Source organism: Pseudidiomarina homiensis, from assembly GCF_003987225.1.
Taxonomy (GTDB): domain Bacteria; phylum Pseudomonadota; class Gammaproteobacteria; order Enterobacterales; family Alteromonadaceae; genus Pseudidiomarina; species Pseudidiomarina homiensis.
The window spans coordinates 1,818,857-1,841,449 of sequence record NZ_PIPX01000001.1; the positions used below are offsets into that span (position 1 = coordinate 1,818,857).

At 48.0% G+C, this 22,593-nt stretch carries 23 protein-coding genes; 17 read left to right on the forward strand and 6 right to left on the reverse strand.

All coding sequences use genetic code 11. The annotated features are described in order from the left end of the window. Positions 1–10 precede the first annotated feature (10 nt). Genes CWI70_RS08710 through CWI70_RS08725 form a run of 4 tightly spaced genes read right to left on the reverse strand, consistent with a single transcriptional unit; the run spans position 11 to position 4,559 of the window. Positions 11–1,129, reverse strand: coding sequence for a PQQ-dependent sugar dehydrogenase (locus CWI70_RS08710; protein ID WP_126772369.1), 1,119 nt, complete (start codon positions 1,127–1,129; stop codon positions 11–13). Further along, the gene (locus CWI70_RS08715; protein ID WP_126772372.1) at positions 1,126–1,584 is read right to left on the reverse strand and encodes a hypothetical protein; all 459 of its coding nucleotides are present in this window, start codon (positions 1,582–1,584) and stop codon (positions 1,126–1,128) included. The genes CWI70_RS08710 and CWI70_RS08715 overlap by 4 nt, the downstream gene beginning before the upstream one ends. Positions 1,585–1,599: 15 nt before the next feature. Next, a complete protein-coding gene (locus tag CWI70_RS08720; protein WP_241967848.1) occupies positions 1,600–2,115 on the reverse strand; it encodes a DUF6702 family protein in 516 nt (171 codons plus the stop codon). Next, positions 2,112–4,559: a M1 family metallopeptidase gene (locus CWI70_RS08725; protein ID WP_126772375.1), complete on the reverse strand. Its 2,448-nt coding sequence runs from the start codon at positions 4,557–4,559 to the stop codon at positions 2,112–2,114. The genes CWI70_RS08720 and CWI70_RS08725 overlap by 4 nt, the downstream gene beginning before the upstream one ends. Positions 4,560–4,717: 158 nt before the next feature. On the opposite strand from CWI70_RS08725, the gene CWI70_RS08730 reads away from it, so the two are divergent. From CWI70_RS08730 to glmS, 17 genes are all read left to right on the forward strand, one after another. Continuing rightward, complete coding sequence (locus tag CWI70_RS08730; protein WP_126772378.1) at positions 4,718–6,154, forward strand: GGDEF domain-containing protein; 1,437 nt, start codon at positions 4,718–4,720, stop codon at positions 6,152–6,154. Positions 6,155–6,184: 30 nt separating this feature from the next. Then, the gene (locus CWI70_RS08735) at positions 6,185–6,640 is read left to right on the forward strand and encodes a flavodoxin domain-containing protein (RefSeq protein ID WP_241967849.1); all 456 of its coding nucleotides are present in this window, start codon (positions 6,185–6,187) and stop codon (positions 6,638–6,640) included. A gap of 378 nt (positions 6,641–7,018) precedes the next feature. Beyond that, positions 7,019–8,920, forward strand: a complete 1,902-nt coding sequence (mnmG, locus tag CWI70_RS08740) for a tRNA uridine-5-carboxymethylaminomethyl(34) synthesis enzyme MnmG (RefSeq protein WP_126772384.1) — start codon at positions 7,019–7,021, stop codon at positions 8,918–8,920. Positions 8,921–8,940: 20 nt separating this feature from the next. Continuing rightward, positions 8,941–9,582, forward strand: a complete 642-nt coding sequence (rsmG, locus tag CWI70_RS08745) for a 16S rRNA (guanine(527)-N(7))-methyltransferase RsmG (protein WP_126772387.1) — start codon at positions 8,941–8,943, stop codon at positions 9,580–9,582. Between the two features lie 6 nt (positions 9,583–9,588). Continuing rightward, on the forward strand, positions 9,589–10,386 hold the full coding sequence (locus CWI70_RS08750) for a ParA family protein (RefSeq protein ID WP_126772390.1): 798 nt from the start codon (positions 9,589–9,591) through the stop codon (positions 10,384–10,386). Positions 10,387–10,400: 14 nt separating this feature from the next. Then, a complete protein-coding gene (locus tag CWI70_RS08755; protein ID WP_126772392.1) occupies positions 10,401–11,306 on the forward strand; it encodes a ParB/RepB/Spo0J family partition protein in 906 nt (301 codons plus the stop codon). Between the two features lie 74 nt (positions 11,307–11,380). Next, positions 11,381–11,767 (forward strand): ATP synthase subunit I, encoded by a 387-nt coding sequence (locus CWI70_RS08760; RefSeq protein ID WP_126772395.1) that lies wholly within the window; start codon positions 11,381–11,383, stop codon positions 11,765–11,767. A 16-nt stretch (positions 11,768–11,783) separates the two neighbouring features. Beyond that, positions 11,784–12,641, forward strand: coding sequence for a F0F1 ATP synthase subunit A (gene atpB / locus CWI70_RS08765; RefSeq protein ID WP_126772398.1), 858 nt, complete (start codon positions 11,784–11,786; stop codon positions 12,639–12,641). 53 nt (positions 12,642–12,694) lie between these two features. Further along, positions 12,695–12,928 carry a F0F1 ATP synthase subunit C gene (gene atpE, locus CWI70_RS08770; RefSeq protein ID WP_034733567.1) on the forward strand — a complete coding sequence of 78 codons (234 nt, stop codon included), beginning with the start codon at positions 12,695–12,697 and terminating at the stop codon, positions 12,926–12,928. A 48-nt stretch (positions 12,929–12,976) separates the two neighbouring features. Next, a complete protein-coding gene (gene atpF, locus CWI70_RS08775) occupies positions 12,977–13,447 on the forward strand; it encodes a F0F1 ATP synthase subunit B (RefSeq protein ID WP_126772400.1) in 471 nt (156 codons plus the stop codon). A gap of 18 nt (positions 13,448–13,465) precedes the next feature. After that, the gene (gene atpH / locus CWI70_RS08780) at positions 13,466–13,999 is read left to right on the forward strand and encodes a F0F1 ATP synthase subunit delta (RefSeq protein ID WP_126772402.1); all 534 of its coding nucleotides are present in this window, start codon (positions 13,466–13,468) and stop codon (positions 13,997–13,999) included. Between the two features lie 14 nt (positions 14,000–14,013). Next, positions 14,014–15,555 carry a F0F1 ATP synthase subunit alpha gene (gene atpA, locus CWI70_RS08785; protein WP_126772405.1) on the forward strand — a complete coding sequence of 514 codons (1,542 nt, stop codon included), beginning with the start codon at positions 14,014–14,016 and terminating at the stop codon, positions 15,553–15,555. Positions 15,556–15,612: 57 nt separating this feature from the next. Continuing rightward, complete coding sequence (gene atpG, locus CWI70_RS08790) at positions 15,613–16,485, forward strand: F0F1 ATP synthase subunit gamma (RefSeq protein WP_126772407.1); 873 nt, start codon at positions 15,613–15,615, stop codon at positions 16,483–16,485. Positions 16,486–16,524: 39 nt separating this feature from the next. After that, a complete protein-coding gene (gene atpD, locus CWI70_RS08795) occupies positions 16,525–17,910 on the forward strand; it encodes a F0F1 ATP synthase subunit beta (RefSeq protein ID WP_126772410.1) in 1,386 nt (461 codons plus the stop codon). Between the two features lie 16 nt (positions 17,911–17,926). After that, on the forward strand, positions 17,927–18,343 hold the full coding sequence (locus CWI70_RS08800) for a F0F1 ATP synthase subunit epsilon (protein ID WP_126772413.1): 417 nt from the start codon (positions 17,927–17,929) through the stop codon (positions 18,341–18,343). A gap of 177 nt (positions 18,344–18,520) precedes the next feature. Next, positions 18,521–19,885 (forward strand): bifunctional UDP-N-acetylglucosamine diphosphorylase/glucosamine-1-phosphate N-acetyltransferase GlmU, encoded by a 1,365-nt coding sequence (gene glmU / locus CWI70_RS08805; protein WP_126772415.1) that lies wholly within the window; start codon positions 18,521–18,523, stop codon positions 19,883–19,885. Between the two features lie 5 nt (positions 19,886–19,890). Further along, positions 19,891–21,723 carry a glutamine--fructose-6-phosphate transaminase (isomerizing) gene (gene glmS / locus CWI70_RS08810; RefSeq protein WP_126772418.1) on the forward strand — a complete coding sequence of 611 codons (1,833 nt, stop codon included), beginning with the start codon at positions 19,891–19,893 and terminating at the stop codon, positions 21,721–21,723. Between the two features lie 59 nt (positions 21,724–21,782). Here glmS and CWI70_RS08815 read toward each other — a convergent pair whose 3' ends face one another. Next, positions 21,783–22,100, reverse strand: a complete 318-nt coding sequence (locus CWI70_RS08815; RefSeq protein ID WP_126772421.1) for a CcdB family protein — start codon at positions 22,098–22,100, stop codon at positions 21,783–21,785. Continuing rightward, the gene (locus CWI70_RS12520) at positions 22,100–22,414 is read right to left on the reverse strand and encodes a type II toxin-antitoxin system ParD family antitoxin (RefSeq protein ID WP_126772422.1); all 315 of its coding nucleotides are present in this window, start codon (positions 22,412–22,414) and stop codon (positions 22,100–22,102) included. The genes CWI70_RS08815 and CWI70_RS12520 overlap by 1 nt, the downstream gene beginning before the upstream one ends. Positions 22,415–22,593: the final 179 nt, after the last annotated feature.

Genomic DNA, 22,593 nt, shown 5'->3' on the forward strand with positions numbered 1-22,593 from the left:
CCTTGGTGAATTAGCGTCCTTTCGGGGTCAGCTTTAATAATTGTCCATTTTCAGCGTCAGTAGCAAGCCAAATAGCGCCATCTCGAGCCACTTCAACGGCTCGTAAACGACTGCCGTTAGCAAAAGCGTGCTCACTCATCACTTGCCACTGCCCGTCAACTAAACGCAGCCGTTGTAATGTTTTCCCGGCCAAATGCGTCACCAACAAATCGCCTTGCCAATCAGCAAACAGCTGGCCAGCATAAAGAGCCATATCTGACGGTGCCAGTGACGGGGTCCATTGGTGCAGAGGCGGGGTCACTCCGGGTAATTCTTGGTATGGGGTCACCATAGCACCAGTGTAATCAACGCCATAACTGGCAATCGGCCAACCATAGTTCTTACCGGCTTGCAGTTGATTAATTTCGTCACCGCCTTTCGGTCCATGCTCATGTTGCCAAATGGTCTTACGTTGAGCGTCATACACTATACCTTGGCTATTACGATGCCCGTAGCTAAAGATAAAACCGTCAGCCTTCGTTGGAAACGGCCCGTCCGAAACGGCGCTGCCATCGCGCTGTAAACGAACCACCTTACCGAGGTGATTCGCTAAGTTTTGCGCTTGTTCGCGATAATCAAAGCCATCGCCCAAAGTCAGTAGCAAAGTGTCGTCTGGCAACCAAGCCATACGTCCACCGTAATGAGCGGCGCCTTTACGCAACGGTTGTGCGACAAATATCTGTTGCACTTCTGACGTAGTGTACGGTGGGTTTAACGACAGTTTTGCCCGCGCTAAGCAGGTTGTATTAGCGTTGATAGAACCACAGGAATAACTGACATAGAACTCACGGGTCTGCACAAAATCCGGCGCTAAAATCACGTCAAACAGACCACTTTGGCCAGCGACAAAGAGCTCTGGCAACTGCAAGGGTATCGCATTGACTGAGCCATCGTCGGCGACGTGTATTAGGCGCCCGCCACGTTCGGTTACCAACCAACCAGCGCGTTGTTCGGGTAGTTCTTGTAGTGACCAAGGAAAACTTAGGCTATCAGTAACAACTTCGACCTGGAACGTCTCGTTATCCGCCGCCTGGCTAATACCAACGTTCGTGAACGCTATGACAAGGACTAAAAAAAAGCTTTTCATCATGCTAGAGGCTCCGCAAGTTCACGTGGCAGAGGATGCCATAAACGATCAAAAATCCACCCCGCAAAAGCCCCGCTGAGTGCCATAGCCCCGAGCCCAGCCCAACTGCGTGTCGCCGCTATCAAGGTTGGCATCGGAGCAAGAGAGTTAACCACGGCAAAGCAGCACAATAACCCGAAGAAGCCGGCACTAATGAACCACCAACGCTCGGACCCACCTAATTTACGACTACAAACTGCCGCAATCGGTAGCGCAACAAGTAAAACTAGCGCTAAAATTGCAGCGAAAATCGGCGAAAAATTAAGAAGATCGTGAATTATCGTTGAAATTCTAGTATCTAAAGAAATCGGAACTGAAAGTTCGATAAGTGCTGCTAGATTAAACTGGGTCTGGATGACGCTACCGACAATAGCACCGGCAACCACGGCGATAACAAAAGCAATTAAGGTCTTTAGCATGGCACCTCCTCGGTGCTAATCTTCTGCGGAATCGTCACTAAACGAGACCGTTAGCCATTCATCTTTTGCATTGAATTGTAGACTCTTAATCGCACCCTTGCCTTCTATATTAACTAAGTTTTGCTGTTCAGCCCAAAGCTCTTGTAATGCTTTGTGCCGCACCGCCAGTCCTTGCAAATCTGCAGGAATTGCGGTTTCTTGATATACCCAAAAGTCACGACCATCGACCTGATACCCGACCGGCTCAAGGGTGATCGGTTGTCCCGTTAAAGAAGCAAGATGAAAAGACTCAAGTGCATAAGCAGCAAATAACGCACGCGTTTCTTCATCGGTATGAATATCTGCTTGCTTCTTATTAAATAACTCCCTCATTGCATGCTCTGCATCGTGCAACACAAAGCGATGCATCACTTCAATGTTGCCCGTACGCTGATTGAACAAAATAGTAGTGACGGCCGATTTGAGTTGGTGGGCAGTAGCACTGCCCACCAACATCAACATTACCATCAAGAAAAATGCACAGCGCATCATTCGTCGTTATCGCTCTCGTCAGCTTTGAGTTTTGATTTCGCTTCTTGCATCAAGTCACGGCTAATGTGGTCAGTGCCGCGCTCTGACTTGTATGCTTCAATTCGAGACTCAATGATCTTGCGCGGATAGTAGTTATTCTCGATGTCCACGTCTGCGGTCTCCCAATTCGGATCAACAGCAAAGCTCACGACTTCTTTATCCGTCACAATAAGTTTGCTGACATTCTTCGCATTGCGACGCCAAATTTCTGCGGGAATACGATAGTCTTCGGTTGTGCCGTCAGCATAGGTCATCTGCAACAAAATTGGCATCACCAAACCACCAACATTCGAAAAGTCGAGAACGTAATAGTTTTGGTCTTCAGCAATCGCGCGATCAAACACCTGACGCTCCCATGGCTCGAGCTTCTCAAGGAATTTCTGATACGCGTTACGCTGCTTGTTGGTTACCGTGAAGCGATCATTTTCGTCGTAGAAATCACGTACATCAGAATTGAGTTCCACCCATGTTTTACGTCCTGCAGCTTCATTACGCTGAACAAAAAACGAAACCGGTTTATCGGCTTCTTCTTGCCGACGACGCTGCCAATCGATATCAGGATCTTTTGTATCTAAACGCAATTTGTAAACACGATCGAGACTGATGTCGACATGATCGGTGGTATAGAACCAACCGCGCCAGAACCAATCAAGATCAACTCCCGATGCTTCCTCTATGGTACGGAAGAAATCAGCCGGCGTTGGACGCTTAAACATCCAACGTTGTGCATATTCGCGGAAAGCAAAATCGAACAGCTCACGGCCTAGAATGACTTCACGCAAAATATTCAATGCCGCAGCTGGTTTGGTATAAGCGTTCGGGCCCAATCGCAATACACTATCCGATTGCGTCATGATCGGTACTTGTACCGACGACTTCATGTAATCAATAATGCCACGCGGTTCAACACCCCATGGAATTTGCGGATCCCATTCACGCCCAGCAACGCCGTCTAAGAAGCTGTTAAGTCCTTCATCCATCCAGGTCCACTGGCGTTCGTCAGAATTCACAATCATCGGAAAGTAGATATGGCCAATTTCATGAATCACCACGCCAATCAAGAAGCGTTTTTCGGCCAATGAATAAGTTCGGCTACCGTCGTCTTGTAACTCGGTACGCGGACCGTTAAAGGTAATCATTGGGTATTCCATACCACCGACTGGACCGTTCACCGATTGCGCCGTTGGGTAGGGATAATCAAACGAGAAACGGCTGTAGACTTCCATGGTATGAATCACCGATTCGGTGGAATACTTCTTCCACAGATCGCCACCTTCTTTCGGGTAAAACGACATTGCCATGACTTCCGGCTGCACATCACCGCCTTGTTGATAACCTTTAGCATCCCACATAAATTTACGTGATGAAGCCCAGGCAAAGTCGCGCACATTCTCTGCTTTGAAACGCCATACTTTACGTTCGTCTGTCCCCGCCTTTTCGTTCTCTAAAGCCTCTTCTGCGGTGACCACAAAAACCGGTCGCTTCGCCGTACGAGCTTCTTCTAAACGTTCGCGCTGCGTCGCAGTAAGCACCTGCTCCGGATTTTGCAACACGCCACTGGCCGAAACAATATGGTCAGCTGGGACGTCAATGGCGACATTAAATTCGCCGAACTCCATGGTGAATTCACCACGCCCTAAAAATTCTTTATTGGTCCACGCTTCGTAATCCGTAAACGCCGCAACACGCGGGTACCATTGCGCTAGCAAAAAGATGTCATTGCCACCTTCACGTGCATCATCAGGAAAATGTTCGTAACCCGAACGCGCACCAACGGCATCTTCTTCAACAATGTTAAAGCCAAAATCAATGGCTAGTTCAGTTTGCTCACCAGGTGCCAGTGGCTCTGCCAAATCAACGCGCATGTTGGTGCCAACAATAGTAAAACTTAAAGCTTCATCACTGGCCGTCGCAACTTTATCAATGGCAAAACCGAGCTCATTATCGGTCATAAACTGCTGACGTCGTAACTGACCTAACGAAAGCCGTGCAGGTTTATCAATGCCGTTTAGATCAGTATCGGGATGGCTACCAAAAGTTGCACTGCGCTCGGCACGTGAATCATCACGGAAAATGTTCTGATCCAATTGAATCCATACATATTTCAGTGTGTAGGGTGAATTGTTGTAATAGGTGATCGTTTCGGCCGCATCAAGTCGACGTTTTTCTTCATCCAAACGTACGTTGATGTCATAGTCTGCGCGCTGTTGCCAGTAACTTTCGCCTGGTTCGCCAGCTGCACTCCGATAAACATTAGGAGTGGGTAACACTTCATCTAACTGGCGAAATTTATCTTCAAAATCGCCTTTTGTCTGTTGAATTGCTGATGCTGACACATCACCAATCGAACCAAAACTTGCCACGGTTATCGCCGCAAAGGCTAACCAGAAACTTGAACGATGCATGGGAGCTCTCTTTTTTCGAAGTATTTTAAAATCACTTGCTTAAAGTACCAAAGCGAGCTTGTTCAAACCATTGCGTTGGTCGTAAAAAGTTTCCTTTTATCGCTAAATGTGCTTTACATAAAGTTAGTTAAATAAAAGTAAGAAGATGGATCTCCACTGTGACAGCGCCCGCTATCCGACAATTTTCTGCTTCGTCTTTTCGCTACCTAGCCTTTATTGCGCTTTGGGTATTGGTGTGGTGGTCGGCCACACTAATGGAATACCAACCTTTTATTAGCCTTTGGTTCCCACCAGCAGGGCTGTCGCTTGCAGCGTTCATCTTAATGGGTACGCGCGCTTTTTTACCGATACTGATGGCCTCCCTCATTGTCGGCATGTGGATGTATCTGCAACTCGATAGTGCGCTACCCTATATCGAACAAGCCTATAATAGTCTGATGTTAGCGCTCTCTCATACGCTTGCCTACGGAATCGGCGGTTTGTATTTCCGACAAACCGTTGGTAAATGGGATATTCAGCAACTCCCCCAACGTATCCTCTATTTTCTCGTTGTGACCATGTTGACGACGCTCTTAGCCGCTTGGCTTGGAATTGGGGCTTTTCTCTTTATTGACGGCATGGATTGGGTGCAAGCAAGCGACTCTTGGATCAACTGGTGGGTCGGCGACCTCGCAGGGGCAGTCGTTCTAACGCCTTTCTTTATTTTAATTTTAAGCCGACTTTGGAATCACGATATTTCATGGCTACGCCCCACGAACGAACGTCGTGCAAGTGACCAACGCAAACGTCCGATGTGGAGCCATAAGATAACCTTGATGCTGGTTTTGGTAGGGCTTGTCATTATCGCTGACCACCATTACGAGCATCCGGCTATTGCCTACTTCATTTTATTTATTAGCATCCCACAAATGTGGATTGTGTTTACCGAGCGCATGGAACAAACCGTATTTTCTTTAGCACTTGTTAGCGTGGTGATAGCACTATGGTTCGGTTTTTATGGCGTTGACGAACATGCACTTACCTACCAGTTTGCGATGTGTGTTGTTGCCGCTAACGCATACTTTGGTCTGGCAGTTCCTTCGCTACTGAATCAAAATCGACGCCTACACCATCAAACGCAAATAGATGCGCTGACACACGTTGCGACGAGAGCGCATTTTATTGAAATCGCCGAGGCCAAACTGCAAGGACAGCGCAGTAACGATTTCCCGCTCGCCCTTATTGTGTTTGATCTTGACCAGTTTAAAAACATCAACGACACCCACGGTCATTTAATCGGTGATCAAGCGCTTATCATGGCCGCACAAAGTGTACGCACTCACATTCGTAACTGTGATTTGATTGCCCGCTTTGGTGGCGACGAATTTTTAATTTTATTACCCGAGCAAAACTTAGCTCAGGCCACTACTACTGCAGAACGCCTGCGGCATTCACTCCCAGCTATCCCAACGCCCAAGGGTTTAGTACCGATCAAAGCGAGTTTTGGTATTGTTGAGATCCAAGCCCACGAATCCATCAATGAAGCCTTGCAACGTGCCGACCAAGCTTTACTCGAAGCTAAACGCAAAGGTCGCGATCAAGTGGTATCATCTTAAGTATCTTTTGTACGTTTTAAGGTTGCCATCATGGCTATTACATCTATTGAAATCCTGGTCGCTACCACTTCAGGAAACACCGAATATTTGGCTGATCAACTCGCCGATCAGCTCCAACAACAGGGCTACACTGCACGTGTTCATTACGAACCAGACTATACCGACTTAGTAGAAACGATAACTGACGAAACCTTATGGATCGGCTGTATTGCCAGCCACGGCGCAGGTGATTACGCCGACAGTATGTTGGCGTTTGCTGACGATCTGCATGCCAAAAAACCGCGTTTAGAACCTTTGCAATACGCAGTTATTGCGGTTGGCGATAGTTGTTACGACACCTATTGTGCTGCAGGTCGTGATTTTGATGAAAAGCTTGCCAATGCTGGTGCTAAACGAGTAATCGAACGCCTCGAAATAGACATGTCACAAGACGATCCGGAGGAAAAAGCATCAACATGGCTAGGATCTCTACTCGCGCATTTGTGAGTAATCACTGTATAAGATCCTCTGAGATCTGTAGATACACACTGTACAAAACTGTTGATAACTATGTCTGTGGATAACCAAGCAAGTTACGCACAGGTTGATCAGAACAAGGATCATGTATTGATCACAACTTTACGGATCGTTTTGATCCTTAGTCATTAAGGCCTGCAGATGCTTATCCACAGAATTCTCCGCACTAGTAGTAATAGCAATAAAAGATCTAAACAAAAGATCTTAAGTTATTTTTAGATCTTTAAGACCGCTAAAAAAAAATTTCCGAACAAGCAACTGAACGAAATTTAACCGTTTCGATCCAAGCTAATTCAGGTTAAACTATACGGCTACAATTTTTGCTCGTAAGGCTCTAGGATTACGTTTATGTCGAATACTCCAACTTACCATCAGCATTATGACGTTATTGTCATTGGTGGTGGACATGCTGGTACTGAAGCAGCACTTGCTGCCGCACGTATGGGCTGTCAAACGCTATTGTTGACGCATAACATCGAAACCTTAGGTCAAATGTCATGTAATCCAGCCATTGGTGGTATTGGTAAAGGACATTTGGTCAAAGAAATCGATGCTTTAGGCGGCGCTATGGCACTAGCAGCTGATCGTGCAGGTATTCAATTTCGTACGCTGAATTCATCCAAAGGCCCAGCAGTTCGTGCTACGCGAGCACAAGCCGATCGTGTATTGTACAAAGCTGCAATCCGCGAATTACTTGAAAATCAACCGAATTTAAATCTATTTCAGCAAGCTTGTGATGATCTGATCGTTGAAAACGATCGTGTCGTTGGCGTTGTCACCCAAATGGGTCTGAAATTTAGTGCGAAAACGGTCGTTTTAACGGTTGGCACATTTTTGGGTGGCCAAATTCATATTGGTCTAGAAAATTATCAAGGCGGCCGCGCTGGCGATCCTCCAGCAAATGCATTAGCGAAGCGTTTACGTGAGTTACCTTTACGTGTTGATCGCTTGAAAACCGGTACACCACCTCGTATTGATGCAAAATCAATAGATTTTTCAGTGATGCAAGAACAACCCGGTGATACACCAACACCGTTGTTCTCGTTTATGGGAAAATCGGAAGATCATCCTCAACAAATTAGTTGTTACATCACTCATACCAACGATCGCACCCACGATGTCATTCGTGGTGGTTTAGATCGTTCGCCGATGTATTCAGGTGTTATTGAAGGTGTTGGGCCACGCTATTGTCCATCGATAGAAGACAAAGTGATGCGTTTTGCCGATAAAACTTCGCATCAAATCTTTGTTGAACCGGAAGGCTTAAATACGCACGAAGTCTATCCAAATGGTATTTCAACGAGCTTACCATTTGACGTGCAAGTTGAATTGGTTCGTTCAATTAAAGGTTTTGAAAATGCGCATATTACGCGCCCAGGTTATGCCATTGAATATGATTATTTTGACCCACGTGATCTGCAGCAAACCTTAGAAACCAAGTACATCCATGGTTTGTTCTTTGCTGGCCAGATTAATGGCACGACAGGTTATGAAGAAGCCGGTGCACAAGGTTTGGTAGCCGGTTTAAACGCTGCTCTGCAAGCACAAGACAAAGAAGGTTGGGCACCACGTCGTGACAATAGTTATATGGGTGTACTGATCGATGATCTTTCGACGTTAGGTACCAAAGAACCTTATCGCATGTTTACCTCACGGGCGGAGTATCGCTTATTGCTGCGTGAAGATAATGCTGACATGCGCTTAACCGAAAAAGGCCGTGAACTTGGCTTGGTTGATGATGCTCGTTGGGCACGCTTTAACGAAAAAATGGAAGCTATTGCACAAGAACAACAACGCTTACGTAGTACTTGGATCCACAAAGATCACCCAGCTGTTACAGCGGTTAACGAACTGGTGAAAACGCCAATCACGAAAGAAGTAAACGGTGAAGATCTGTTACGTCGACCAGAAATTACCTATCAAGCGATGATGGCGATCGATGTGTTGGGTCCAGGCCTTACGGATCACGAAGCCGCGGAACAAGTCGAAATTCAAACCAAGTACGCTGGTTATATCGCGCGCCAACAAGACGAGATCGCAAAACAGCAACGCCATGAAAATACGCGTTTGCCGATGGGTTTTGATTACGCGGGCATCAAAGGTTTATCAAATGAAGTGATTGCCAAGCTGAATGAGCATCAACCTGAAACAGTCGGTAAAGCAGCGCGTATTTCAGGCGTCACTCCGGCGGCTATTTCAATGTTATTAGTTCATTTGAAAAAACAAGGATTGTTGCGCAAAAGCGCCTAACAGTGGTTATCGAAACGAGCATGCAGAAAAAATTAGCAGAACTTATTGAGCGTGCAGGCCTCACCATTGCACCTGAACAGCAACAGCAACAGCAACTCGTGCGTTTGGTGGAATTGCTGGATAAATGGAATAAAGCATACAATTTGACGTCGGTACGTAATCCACAGCAAATGCTGAGTCGTCACATTGTCGATAGTCTGGTAGTGTTACCTTATCTTCAGGGTGAACGTTTTATCGACGTTGGCACCGGACCTGGATTGCCAGGCTTGCCGCTCGCGATTGCACAACCGGATAAAGAGTTTGTATTACTTGATAGTTTAGGTAAGCGCATTCGCTTTATTCGTCAGGTCTGTCACGAACTGGGGCTTAAGAATGTTAAAGCTGTGCAAAGCCGCGTGGAAGATTTTGCTGATCCAACTAAATTTGATGGAGTCATCAGTAGAGCCTTTGCCTCGCTTAGTGATATGCTGAATTGGTGTCAGCACTTGCCAAAGCCACAAGGTAAGTTTTACGCTTTAAAAGGCGTCTATCCTGAAGCTGAAATCACTGCGTTAGCGACTGATTTTTCAGCCGAAAAATTTCAGGTGGACGACGTCATTGCGCTGCAAGTACCTGAAGTCGATGCAGAGCGTCACTTAGTTATCATCTCAACAAGAGGTTAAACGCCCGTGGGTAGAATCATTGCCATTGCAAATCAGAAAGGCGGCGTGGGTAAAACCACCACGGCGGTGAATTTGGCGGCATCGATGGCCGCAACACGGCGTAAAGTATTGTTGATTGATCTCGATCCACAAGGCAATGCCACCATGGGTAGTGGCATCGATAAATACGATATCGAAAATACCGCTTACGAGTTGCTGGTCGATCAAAAGCCTTTTCAAGATGTAGTTGTTACCGAAACGAACGGTAAATATCATTTGATCGCCGCCAACGGCGACGTGACCGCAGCTGACGTTAAACTCATGGAAGAATTTGCCCGTGAGCAACGACTGGCCAGTGCACTCAAACCAGTGAGTGATAATTACGACTTCATTTTTATTGATTGCCCACCGTCACTAAGCATGTTGACGGTGAACGCCATGGCGGCAGCCGACTCCATTTTGGTTCCTATGCAGTGCGAATATTACGCACTCGAGGGGTTAACTGCCCTAATGGATACTATCGAGCGCTTAGCTGAAGCGGTGAATCCGCGGCTGCAAATCGAAGGTATTTTGCGCACCATGTATGATCCGCGTAATCGCTTAGCCAACGATGTTTCAGAACAACTTAAAGCGCATTTCGGCAATAAGGTTTATCGCACGGTGATTCCACGCAACGTGCGTTTGGCTGAAGCGCCAAGTTTTGGTGCTCCAGCCATGTACTACGACAAATCATCAACCGGGGCAAAAGCCTATCTCTCGCTAGCAGGCGAACTGATTCGCCGCGCAGAACAATTAAAAAAAGCCGAAGCAGCGGCTGAAGCCTGAGGAAACCACGAGCTATGTCTGCCAAGAAACGAGGACTAGGACGCGGCTTGGACGCGTTATTAACCACCAGTAAGCATGCTCGCGAGCACGAACATGAGCAGCCTGAGGGCAATGACGTACAGGACATCAGCAAAGGCGAATTACAAAAATTGCCGATTGAGTTTTTGCAGCCAGGCAAATACCAACCGCGCAAAGATATGTCGCCAGAAGCCCTCGAAGATCTTGCTGCGTCGGTGAAAGCACAAGGCATCATTCAGCCGATTGTGGTGCGCGAAATTGAGAAAGATAAGTACGAGATTATCGCGGGCGAGCGGCGTTGGCGTGCGGCACAAATGGCGCGCTTGAGCGAAGTGCCCTGTTTGGTTAAACACGTACCTGATGAAGCTGCAGTTGCTATTGCATTGATCGAGAACATTCAGCGTGAAGATCTGAATGCGATGGAAGAAGCAACTGCCCTGCAACGTCTATTGGATGAATTTCAACTGACCCATCAAGAGGTTGCTGACGCAGTAGGTAAATCGCGTGCAACCGTCACTAACTTATTACGCTTAAACAACTTAGAACACGAAACCAAAACCCTCCTTGAACGTGGTGACATTGAACATGGCCACGCCAAACTACTTCTTGCCCTTCAGGGTGAACAACAAAGCGAAGTTGCGCGTACTATTGCTGCGAAAGCGATGACTGTGCGTGAGGCAGAAAAGTTGGTGCGACTTACGCTGGAACCGAAAAAACCAGTTGAACCGCAAAAACCGAATGCCGATATTCAACGCTTGGAACAGCGTTTGAGCGATCGCTTGGGTGCTGCAGTTGCGATTAACCACGGCCGCAAAGGCAAAGGCAAAGTGGTGATAAATTACAGTAGTTTAGATGAGCTTGACGGCATACTCACCCACTTTCAGTTGCCTGATGATACTTAAGCCGTTTGCATTTTGTTGCAATTAGAGCGCAAATCTTTATACTATCGCGGGCTTTTAACTGAGGTTCTGAGCCCGTGAGTGGAACGTTAACACAAGCCGGAAAACAGCTCGCTGTAAAACTGTTGCGTGCCCAAGCAGGTACCTTGTTTTTATTGGCCTGCACGTTTTCTTTGGCGACATCGTATGAATATTTTTGGGGTGTTGTTGGCGGTGGCCTAACCGTCATGCTTCCAACAGCACTTTTTGCATGGCGCGCTTTTGCTCAAGGCGGCGCGCGTGCGGCGCAACAAGTCGTCAGTAATTTTTTTGCCGGTGAGGCGCTGAAAATTAGCCTCACAGTAATCTTGCTGGTCGCACTGCTATTGTTGACCTCGCTCCCGCTAGTTGCGGTTTGTAGCGGCTACATAGCAGTTTTGATCGTGCAATGGTTGGCGCCGATTTTGTTTTTAAAATCAACTTAAACTTGTGGGAATTAAGATGGCTGCAGAAGAGTTAACGCTCCAGAGTCACATTCAGCACCACTTAACTAACGCCAAAATGTGCTCTACCGAAAATGGTTTAGCCTTTAACAAAGCGTGTAGTGAAGCAGGGTTCTGGACGTGGCACATAGACACACTCGCTTGGTCGATCGGACTGGGCATCCTGTTCTTAATGATTTTCCGTAGCGCAGCGAAAAAAGCGAATACCGGTGTTCCTGGTAAATTCCAGTGTTTCATCGAAATGATCGTTGAGTTCGTTTCGGACAACGTGCGCGACACCTTCCACGGTAAAAGTAAGCTTATTGCACCATTGGCATTAACCATCTTCGTCTGGGTCTTCCTGATGAACTTGATGGACTTGATCCCAGTGGACTTCCTGCCAGCATTTGCAGGTTGGGTTGGCGAGACAGGCTTCGGCGTTGACTCGCACGATGTTTACATGAAGATCGTACCGACCACAGACATCAACATGACCGCAGCGTTGGCACTTGGCGTGTTCTTACTGATGATCGGTTACGGAATTCGCATGAAAGGTATTGGCGGCTTTATTAAGGAGCTGACCTTGCACCCATTCAACTCAAGTAACATGGTCGTGCAAGTCTTACTCATTCCTTTCAACTTGTTGTTGGAAACCATTGCGCTGGTTGCGAAGCCATTCTCGCTCGCCCTGCGTCTGTTCGGTAACTTGTATGCCGGTGAGCTGATCTTCATCTTGATTGGTGCGATTGGCCTCATGCAGTTGCCATTGCATTTTGTTTGGGCCGTATTCCACATTCTGGTTATCGTGCTGCAAGCGTTTGTATTCATGATGCTGACCATTGTTTACTTGAGTATGGCCAGCTCAGAAAGTCACTAGTTTTGTATTAACTTTTATTTTTAACTTCAACCTTTGAAATATCGGAGAAAACAATGGAACTAATGTTAGGTCTTAAATATATCGCTGTAGCACTATTGATCGGTTTCGGTGCAATCGGTACTGCAGTTGGTTTCGGTAACATGGGTGGTAAATTCTTGGAAGCGTGTGCACGTCAGCCAGAATTAGCGCCTTCTCTGCAAGTTAAAATGTTCATCTTGGCGGGTCTGATCGATGCGGTAGCAATGATCGGTGTTGGTATCGCCATGGTTCTGTTGTTCGTTCTGTAAGGCTCGTTACATCATTTCGAACAACTGAACGAATAGGAGGGTGGGTCTATGAGTTTAAATATGACCCTGATCGGTGAATTAATCGCGTTTATCGTCTTCGTGCTGTTCTGCATGAAGTTTGTTTGGCCACCGCTAAACAATGCGATTGAAGCTCGTCAGAAGAAGATTGCCGATGGCCTTGCAGCTGGTGAAAAAGCTGAGAAAAGCCTCGAAGAAGCGCAAGCTAAAGTTGCTGACGAACTGAAAGACGCGAAAGCGCAAGCTGCAGAGATTATCGCCCAAGCGAAAAAACGTGCGGACGAAACAATCGAAGACGGCAAGAAGCGTGGCGAGCAAGAGCGCGAGAAAATCGTTGCTGCCGGCCACTCTGAAGTCGAAGCAGAGCGCAACCGCTTACGCGAAGAGCTGCGCAAGCAAGTAGCAGTATTAGCTGTTGCTGGTGCTAGCAAAATCATTGAGCGTGAAATTGATAAAGACGCTCACAGTGACATCGTTGAAAAACTGGTCGCTGAACTCTAACCAAAGGGGTTTGTGCAAATGTCAGAATTGACTACGGTTGCTCGCCCCTATGCAAAAGCAGCTTTTGATTTTGCACTAGAGCACGGCGCGATCGAAAAATGGCATGACATGATTGCTTTCTCTGCCGCAGTTGCGAGCGATGAAGGTATGGCCACTTTTTTGAGTAGTGCCGAAACGCTAGAGAAAAAGGTAGAGGTTTTCATTAACGTCTGCGGCGAACAATTGGATGAAAAAGGCCAAAACTTCGTGCGCTTGATGGCGGAAAATAGCCGTTTGAAAGCCTTACCTGCTGTCGAGAAACTCTACGGTGAACTGCGCTCAGATTATGAGAAAGAAGTCACTGTAGATGTAACCGCTGCGGTCAAATTGACCAAGAAGCAGCAGGACAATCTAGCACAGACGTTAGAAAAACGTTTTTCACGCAAAGTTAAGCTGAATTGCAGTGTCGATGCAGCGATTGTCAGCGGCTTATACATTAAAGCTGGTGACACCGTGATTGACGGTACGGTGCGCGGTAAGCTCGATCGGCTTGCCCATGCACTGCAATCCTAATTGGGGACTTGAGCATGCAACTGAATTCAAATGAAATCGCAGAACTGATCAAGAAACGTATTGAACAGTTCGAAGTGGTCAGTGAAGCTCGTAACGAAGGTACTATCGTTTCGGTAACCGACGGTATTATCCGCATTCATGGCCTTGCTGACTGTATGCAAGGTGAGATGATTGAGCTTCCTGGCAATCGTTACGCCATCGCGTTGAACTTAGAACGCGATTCTGTAGGCGCCGTAGTAATGGGTCCGTACGCGGACCTGCAAGAAGGCGTTAAAGTTAAATCAACAGGCCGTATCCTTGAAGTACCAGTAGGTCGTAAACTATTGGGCCGCGTTGTGAACACCTTGGGTGAGCCAATCGACGGTAAAGGTCCTATCGAAGCCGACGGTTTCGAACCTGTTGAAAAAATCGCACCGGGCGTTATCGAACGTCAATCAGTAGACCAGCCAGTACAAACTGGTTATAAGTCTATCGATGCGATGATTCCAATCGGTCGTGGCCAGCGTGAGTTGGTGATCGGTGACCGTCAAACCGGTAAAACCGCTTTGGCAGTTGACGCCATCATCAACCAGAAGAACTCTGGTATTAAGTGTGTGTACGTAGCTATCGGTCAGAAAGCATCGACCATCGCTGCGGTAGTGCGCAAACTTGAAGAGCATGGCGCTCTGGAAAACACCATTGTGGTTGCAGCTTCTGCTTCTGAATCAGCAGCGTTGCAATACCTTGCAGCCTATTCAGGTTGTACCATGGGTGAATTCTTCCGTGACCGTGGTGAAGACGCGCTTATTGTTTATGATGATTTGTCGAAGCAAGCTGTTGCTTACCGTCAAATTTCATTGTTGTTGCGTCGTCCGCCGGGCCGTGAAGCTTACCCAGGTGACGTGTTCTACTTGCACTCACGCTTACTTGAGCGTTCAGCGCGAGTGAATGCTGACTACGTAGAGAAATTCACCAATGGTGAAGTGAAAGGTAAAACCGGTTCATTGACCGCTTTGCCAATCATTGAAACCCAAGCCGGTGACGTTTCAGCCTTCGTACCAACCAACGTGATCTCAATCACCGATGGTCAGATCTTCTTAGAAACTGACTTATTTAACGCTGGTATCCGCCCTGCTGTAAACGCAGGTATCTCGGTATCGCGGGTAGGTGGTTCAGCACAAACCAAGATCATTAAGAAGCTTGGTGGTGGTATTCGTTTGGCCTTGGCCCAGTATCGTGAACTTGCGGCGTTCGCTCAGTTTGCTTCGGATCTTGATGAAGCAACACGTTCACAGCTTGAACACGGTCAGCGCGTTACTGAACTAATGAAACAGAACCAATATGAGCCAATGAGCGTTGCAGAGATGGCAGTGTCTATCTTCTCAGCTGAAAAAGGCTACCTCAAAGATGTGGCGCAGGACAAAATCCTCGACTTTGAAAGTGCGTTAATTTCGTACATGAAGAGCGAGTACGCCGATCTGATGGCTGATATTGATAAAACTGGCAACTATAACGACGACATCGAAGCTAAGCTGCACGAAGGTCTGAAAACCTTCAAGAAGACGCAGTCTTGGTAAGCAACGTGGCCACTTCTAAAGAGTGGCCACACGTCGTTGAGTTAACAGGAGATTATCATGGCCAGCGGTAAAGAGATAAAAACCAAGATCGGGAGTATTAATAATACTCAGAAGATCACTAGTGCGATGGAAATGGTAGCTGCGTCCAAAATGAAAAAGGCGCAGGAACGTATGGCTTCTAGCCGTCCGTATGCCGACAGCATTCGCAAAGTGATCGGCCATGTTGCCCATGCCAACCTCGAATACAAGCATCCGTACTTAGAAGAACGTGATGCCAAGCGAGTTGGTTATATCGTGATTTCAACGGACCGTGGTTTGTGTGGCGGTTTGAACACCAATCAATTTAAACAGGTGGTCAAGCACGCAAAAGCACAGCAAGAAAACGGTGTTGAAGTTGATTTCGCGGCGATTGGCAGCAAGGCAACGGGTTTCTTTAAACGCTTTGGAGGCCGTTTACTGGCGCAAACATCAGGCCTTGGCGATAAGCCAAGTGTGAACGATGTGCTCGGAACCGTGCAAGTGATGCTCGATGCTTTCGATGAAGGCAAAATCGACCGCTTGTTCTTGGTGTACAACAAGTTTGTCAACACCATGACGCAGGAGCCAACGATAGCGCAGATGCTACCGTTGCCAAAAGCTGACGACGAAGAGCGTGATCGCGTGCAATCAGGTAGCTGGGACTACCTGTATGAGCCTGAGCCACAATCAATCCTTGATACCTTGATTCGCCGTTTCGTTGAATCAACGGTTTACCAAGGTGTGGTTGATAATATCGCGAGTGAACAGGCTGCGCGGATGGTGGCAATGAAAGCCGCTACCGACAACGCCGAAGACCTCATCGATCAGTTGCAGTTGGTGTACAACAAAGCACGCCAGGCAGCGATTACGCAGGAAATTTCGGAAATTGTATCGGGCGCCGAAGCGGTTTAAGGCGAAGCTTGCAAGAATTTTAGAGTTAGAGGAAATGTCATGAGTCAAGGTAAGGTCGTGCAAATAATTGGCGCGGTTGTGGATTTTGAATTTCCACAATCAAGCGTGCCAAAGGTCTACGACGCGCTGAAGGTGACCGACGGTGACCTCAAGGGTTTGACCCTCGAAGTGCAGCAGCAGCTTGGTGGTGGTATCGTGCGGACAATCGCAATGGGTACTACTGACGGCCTGCGTCGTGGAATTACAGCAGAAAATACAGGCGAACCAATCATGGTGCCAGTGGGTAAACAAACCCTCGGCCGCATCATGAACGTATTGGGTGAGCCAATCGATGAAGCCGGTGATGTTGGCGCAGAAGAGCGCATGTCGATTCACCGTGCCGCACCGTCGTACGAAGAGCAATCAAGCTCTACCGAGCTGTTAGAAACAGGCATCAAAGTTATCGACTTGATTTGCCCGTTTGCTAAAGGCGGTAAAGTCGGTTTGTTCGGTGGTGCCGGTGTAGGTAAAACCGTCAACATGATGGAACTTATCCGTAACATCGCTATCGAGCACAGCGGCTACTCAGTATTCGCAGGTGTTGGTGAGCGTACGCGTGAGGGTAATGACTTCTATCACGAGATGAAAGATTCAAACGTACTCGACAAAGTAGCATTGGTCTACGGTCAGATGAACGAGCCTCCAGGTAACCGTCTACGTGTAGCGTTGACCGGTTTGACCATGGCAGAGAAGTTCCGTGACGAAGGTCGTGACGTCTTGTTCTTCGTTGATAACATCTATCGTTACACCCTAGCCGGTACAGAAGTATCAGCATTGTTGGGTCGTATGCCATCAGCGGTAGGTTATCAGCCTACACTTGCTGAAGAGATGGGTGTACTTCAGGAACGTATTACTTCAACCAAGACCGGTTCAATCACGTCAATCCAGGCCGTATACGTACCTGCGGATGACTTGACTGACCCATCACCAGCAACAACCTTCGCGCACTTGGATGCGACCGTTGTATTGTCACGTGATATCGCGTCTTTGGGTATCTACCCTGCGGTTGACCCACTGGATTCAACGTCACGTCAGCTTGACCCGCAAGTTATCGGTAAAGAGCACTATGACGTAGCACGTGGCGTACAGTCTGTATTGCAGCGCTATAAAGAGCTGAAAGACATCATTGCCATCTTGGGTATGGACGAGTTGTCAGAAGAAGACAAACTGACGGTATCTCGTGCACGTAAGATCCAGCGTTTCTTGTCACAGCCGTTCTTTGTCGCAGAAGTATTCACCGGCGCGCCTGGTAAATACGTTGCGTTGAAAGATACTATTGCTGGCTTTAAAGGCATCTTAAGCGGTGATTACGACGACCTTCCAGAACAAGCGTTTTACATGGTTGGCAGCATCGAAGAAGCGGCCGAAAAAGCCAAGAAAATGTAAGAACCGGGAGGTTTAAATGGCAGCAAAAACTGTACACCTTGACGTGGTCAGCGCGGAAGATAGCCTTTATAGTGGCGCCGTAGAGACCGTGCAAGTGACCGGTAGCGAAGGTGAGCTGGGTATTTACCCAGGTCACGCGCCACTTATCACGAAAATCAAACCAGGTATGGTGCGCGTCGTGAAAGAAGGCGGTGACGAAGAAATCATCTACGTTGCTGGTGGTGTGCTGGAAGTGCAGCCACACAACGTCACGGTTTTGGCTGATACAGCCGTTCGCGGTGAAGAGCTTGACGAACAACAAGCACTTGATGCGAAGAAACGTGCTGAAGAAGCAATCGCAGATTCAAGTTCTGACCTTAGCTACGCAGAAGCGGCGGCAGAATTGTCTCGGGCGTTGGCACAATTGCAGATTATTCGCAAAATCCGCAAATAATCTGGTCCAGCCTAATAGAAGCAAAAGCCCAGCCTCGAGCTGGGCTTTTTTGTTTTTGCAAATATTCTGCAAAGTCGTTAAGACCAAGCGCTACTTAGTAATTTTCCTCCTGTTAATTTCCTGTAATCCCGCTAGAATAGGGCTTTCCAATTCACCAACTGAAAAATGGACGAATTCATGGCATTGAGTGTAGTGGTTCTGGCTGCTGGCAAAGGCACGCGTATGCGTTCAGCCTTACCTAAAGTGCTACATCCGGTTGCTCATAAGCCGATGGTGCAACATGTGATTGATACCGCACGGCAGCTCGATTCGAGCGCTATTCACGTGATTTACGGTCACGGTGCTGAGGCACTGTTAGAGCGTCTTGGTGGGCAACAGTTGAGTTTTGTCGAACAGGCAGAGCAACTTGGCACTGGGCATGCCGTTCAGCAAGTGGTACCGCACCTAGGGGATGACGAGCATGTGCTGATTCTTTACGGTGATGTGCCATTGACGCGTACCGAAACCTTACAGGCACTGGTTGCGGCTGGACAAACAACCGAATTAGCTTTGTTGACGGTGACTTTACCTGATCCAACTGGCTATGGGCGCATTTTGCGCGACGCTGCTGGCAACATTACGGGCATCGTTGAACAAAAAGACGCAACCTCTGAACAGTTGAAAGTTACAGAAGCTAATACAGGCATGATGCTTGCTCAGGGTAAGGCATTAAAACGTTGGTTAAGCGCTTTATCGAATGATAACGCTCAGGGCGAATACTACCTGACGGATATCGTCGCCATGGCCGCCCAAGAAGGCGTACAAATTGCTTCGACCCAACCGCAAGACATCCATGAAGTCGAGGGCGCGAACAACCGCGTACAGCTTGCAGCGCTTGAGCGCGCGTATCAACAACGCCAAGCAGAGCAGCTAATGATCGATGGCGCTACTCTGCTCGACCCCGCCCGTGTTGATGTGCGCGGCACGGTAACTATTGCCAATGACGTGGTGGTCGATGTGAACGTCATCTTTGAGGGTCATGTCGAGCTTGGCGAAGGCGTTGTCATTGAAAGCAACTGTATTTTGCGTAACTGCAGCATTGCTGCGGGTGCACGCATTAAGTCGCACAGCATCGTTGAAGATGCGCAAGTTGGCGAACAATGCGAAGTTGGCCCGTATGCTCGCTTGCGTCCAGGCTCGGTACTTGAGCAGGGCGCGAAGGTAGGCAACTTTGTTGAAATGAAGAAGTCGAAGCTTGGCAAGGGTTCAAAAGCCAATCACCTCACCTATCTAGGCGATGCCATCATCGGTGAGCACGTGAATATTGGTGCAGGTACCATCACGTGCAACTACGATGGCGTGAATAAGTCCACCACCCAAATCGATGATGGTGCTTTTATCGGCTCCAATAGCTCTTTGGTTGCGCCGGTTCGCATTGGCAAACAAGCCACAGTTGGTGCTGGCTCAACCATTACCAAGGACGTGGAGGATGCCGAGCTGGGTATCGCCCGTGGTAAACAACGCAATATGACGGGCTGGCAACGCCCGCAAAAGAAAGGATAAGACGTATGTGTGGAATCGTAGGCGCTACTTCTGAGCGCCGTATTAGCGAAATCCTGCTGGAAGGCCTTAAGCGCCTTGAATACCGTGGTTACGACTCTGCTGGCCTTGCCGTATTGAGCGAAGATGGCGTTATTGAAAGCATTCGTCGTACAGGTAAAGTGCAAGAATTGAAAGATGCAGTCGGTGAACATCCGCTGAGTGGAACTACAGGTATCGCGCATACGCGCTGGGCAACCCATGGTGGCGTGACTGAAGCAAACGCCCACCCGCATATTTCAAACGACTGTATTGCCGTTGTCCATAACGGCATTATCGAGAACCACGACAAACTGCGTGAGCAATTGCGTGCACAAGGTTACGAATTCCGTTCTGACACTGACACCGAAGTGATTTGTCACTTGGTCCACCACGAGAAAAAGACGCACAGCGACTTATTTGAAGCGGTGCAAGCGGCGGTGAAGCAACTCGAAGGAGCTTATGGCACTGTGGTCATGGATTGCCAAGAACCAGGTCGCTTAGTGGTGGCGCGTTCAGGCAGCCCACTCGTAATAGGCCTTGGTATTGGCGAGAACTTTATCGCCTCTGATCAGTTGGCGCTATTACCAGTCACGCGCAAGTTTATGTACCTTGAAGAAGGTGATATGGCTGATATTACTCGCACTGACGTAAAAGTTTATAATGCGCAAGGAGCGCGCATTGAACGTGAGGTGCACGAGTCTGACGGCCAATATGACGCTGGCGGCAAAGGCAATTATCGCCACTTCATGCTCAAAGAGATCCACGAGCAGCCAGCGGCAGTGCGCAACGCGCTAGAGGGCCGGTTGATCGATGGGCGTGTCGCTGACAACGCTTTCGGTGAAGGCTCAATGGCGCTGTTGAAGAGTGTTGAGCACGTGCAAATTGTGGCCTGCGGCACCTCTTACCACGCTGGAATGGTTGCGCGTTACTGGCTCGAAGCGCTTGCTGGCGTGTCATGTAATGTCGAAATTGCTTCCGAGTTCCGTTACCGCCAGTCGCATGTGCACCCAAACAGTTTGCTGGTGACGATTTCACAGTCTGGTGAAACTGCCGATACCTTGGCCGCATTGCGCTTGTCGAAAGAGCTCGGCTACAAAGGTTCTTTGACCATCTGTAACGTGTCGACCTCTTCGATGGTTCGCGAGTCTGACCTCGCCTACCTGACCCGCGCCGGTACGGAAATCGGTGTGGCCTCAACCAAAGCCTTCACCACGCAGTTGGTAGGCTTAATGATGCTGGTGTTAGCCCTTGGGCAATCCCGTGGCCTGGACGCAGACAAACAAGATGTGATTGTCAAAGGCCTGAAGACCTTGCCTGCGAAGTTGGAAGAAGCATTGTTGTTGAGCGACGAAATCGAAGCGCTAGCGCCACAATTTGCCGACAAGTATCACAGTCTTTTCCTAGGCCGTGGCTCGCAATATCCCATTGCGATGGAAGGTGCGCTGAAGCTCAAAGAGATCTCGTACATTCACGCTGAAGCCTACGCCGCAGGTGAGCTCAAGCACGGGCCATTGGCATTGATTGACGCCGAAATGCCAGTCATCGTGGTTGCGCCGAATGACGAGCTACTTGAGAAACTGAAGTCGAATGTTGAAGAAGTCCGTGCCCGCGGCGGCATCATGTATGTGTTCGCTGACCGTGACGCCAACTTCAAAAGCGACGATAGCATGCACGTGATCAACGTCAGTCATTGCGACGAGCTGATCGCTCCGATCGTTTATACCATTCCGCTACAGTTGCTGTCGTACTTCGTTGCCATCATTAAAGGCACCGACGTCGACCAGCCGCGGAACTTGGCGAAATCGGTGACGGTGGAGTGATTTTGAGTTTCGGATCAAAAAAAGGTGCTACGGCGCCTTTTTTAATTCGTCGCTGCTTGTTAAACGCCACTTATCAAGAAATCAAAAGCAGCAATAATATCAGCATGGTATTCGGTTAAATCTGCAGCTGGTTCTCCTAGGTATTTCCGTTCGAGCCCAGCTATTTCTTGCATCATTCCAATATAATCCTTTCCGTTTATATTGAACATTGGATTAAGTCTTGCCATAGGAGTGATTACTGCGCCTAGGGATGGGGTTAGCGGGATCACCACGGTTGTTTTCAAATCACCTAATAAGTCACTTTGAATCTCAAGCAAAAAAGGATATTCATCGCGCGTTCTAGGGTTCGGATTATGGTACGCCCAAAATTGAGACATCAGAACTTCCTTACGCTATCGCTAAATGTACCGCCTGATTCAACCTTTTCGTTGTAGGCTTTAATAGCCTTGGCATTGTCTTTTAGCCATTGCTCGCGTTCGTCATTCAGTTTTCGAAAAATGGCTCGGTAATTGTATGTCGCAGTGCCACTAGCGACGCCTTCGCCTAAGACCATGCGATCGCGCTCTTCCTCTAACTTACGTAAACCTGCTCGCACGACTTCGCTTGCAGACGCATAGCGGCCGCTAGCGACAAGTTCATCGACAAATTGATCAAAGTGGTGCCCTAGACTGATGCTCGTGTTCTTTGCCATATTTGCCTCGTTCGCTGAATAATTAATAGCATTTAATACCAATAATTAATATATATTGGTATATCGACTCAATAAGGTCAAATTGAAAATGCCTAATAATCAGCAGTAAAAGGCTTCAAGTAGTCTGGAAAAACAATGACTAGAATGCTAGTTTCAAAGCGACAAATATGTAAATCAAA

Coding starts and splice junctions, on each gene's coding strand:
- CWI70_RS08815 (WP_126772421.1), bottom strand. CDS start 22,100: ATGTCTCAATTTTGGGCGTACCATAATCCGAACCCTAGAACGCGCGAT.
- atpD (WP_126772410.1), top strand. CDS start 16,525: ATGAGTCAAGGTAAGGTCGTGCAAATAATTGGCGCGGTTGTGGATTTT.
- CWI70_RS08735 (WP_241967849.1), top strand. CDS start 6,185: ATGGCTATTACATCTATTGAAATCCTGGTCGCTACCACTTCAGGAAAC.
- atpB (WP_126772398.1), top strand. CDS start 11,784: ATGGCTGCAGAAGAGTTAACGCTCCAGAGTCACATTCAGCACCACTTA.
- mnmG (WP_126772384.1), top strand. CDS start 7,019: ATGTCGAATACTCCAACTTACCATCAGCATTATGACGTTATTGTCATT.
- atpH (WP_126772402.1), top strand. CDS start 13,466: ATGTCAGAATTGACTACGGTTGCTCGCCCCTATGCAAAAGCAGCTTTT.
- glmS (WP_126772418.1), top strand. CDS start 19,891: ATGTGTGGAATCGTAGGCGCTACTTCTGAGCGCCGTATTAGCGAAATC.
- CWI70_RS08800 (WP_126772413.1), top strand. CDS start 17,927: ATGGCAGCAAAAACTGTACACCTTGACGTGGTCAGCGCGGAAGATAGC.
- CWI70_RS08715 (WP_126772372.1), bottom strand. CDS start 1,584: ATGCTAAAGACCTTAATTGCTTTTGTTATCGCCGTGGTTGCCGGTGCT.
- CWI70_RS08710 (WP_126772369.1), bottom strand. CDS start 1,129: ATGATGAAAAGCTTTTTTTTAGTCCTTGTCATAGCGTTCACGAACGTT.
- atpF (WP_126772400.1), top strand. CDS start 12,977: ATGAGTTTAAATATGACCCTGATCGGTGAATTAATCGCGTTTATCGTC.
- rsmG (WP_126772387.1), top strand. CDS start 8,941: ATGCAGAAAAAATTAGCAGAACTTATTGAGCGTGCAGGCCTCACCATT.
- glmU (WP_126772415.1), top strand. CDS start 18,521: ATGGCATTGAGTGTAGTGGTTCTGGCTGCTGGCAAAGGCACGCGTATG.
- CWI70_RS12520 (WP_126772422.1), bottom strand. CDS start 22,414: ATGGCAAAGAACACGAGCATCAGTCTAGGGCACCACTTTGATCAATTT.
- CWI70_RS08725 (WP_126772375.1), bottom strand. CDS start 4,559: ATGCATCGTTCAAGTTTCTGGTTAGCCTTTGCGGCGATAACCGTGGCA.
- atpG (WP_126772407.1), top strand. CDS start 15,613: ATGGCCAGCGGTAAAGAGATAAAAACCAAGATCGGGAGTATTAATAAT.
- atpA (WP_126772405.1), top strand. CDS start 14,014: ATGCAACTGAATTCAAATGAAATCGCAGAACTGATCAAGAAACGTATT.
- CWI70_RS08755 (WP_126772392.1), top strand. CDS start 10,401: ATGTCTGCCAAGAAACGAGGACTAGGACGCGGCTTGGACGCGTTATTA.
- CWI70_RS08720 (WP_241967848.1), bottom strand. CDS start 2,115: ATGATGCGCTGTGCATTTTTCTTGATGGTAATGTTGATGTTGGTGGGC.
- atpE (WP_034733567.1), top strand. CDS start 12,695: ATGGAACTAATGTTAGGTCTTAAATATATCGCTGTAGCACTATTGATC.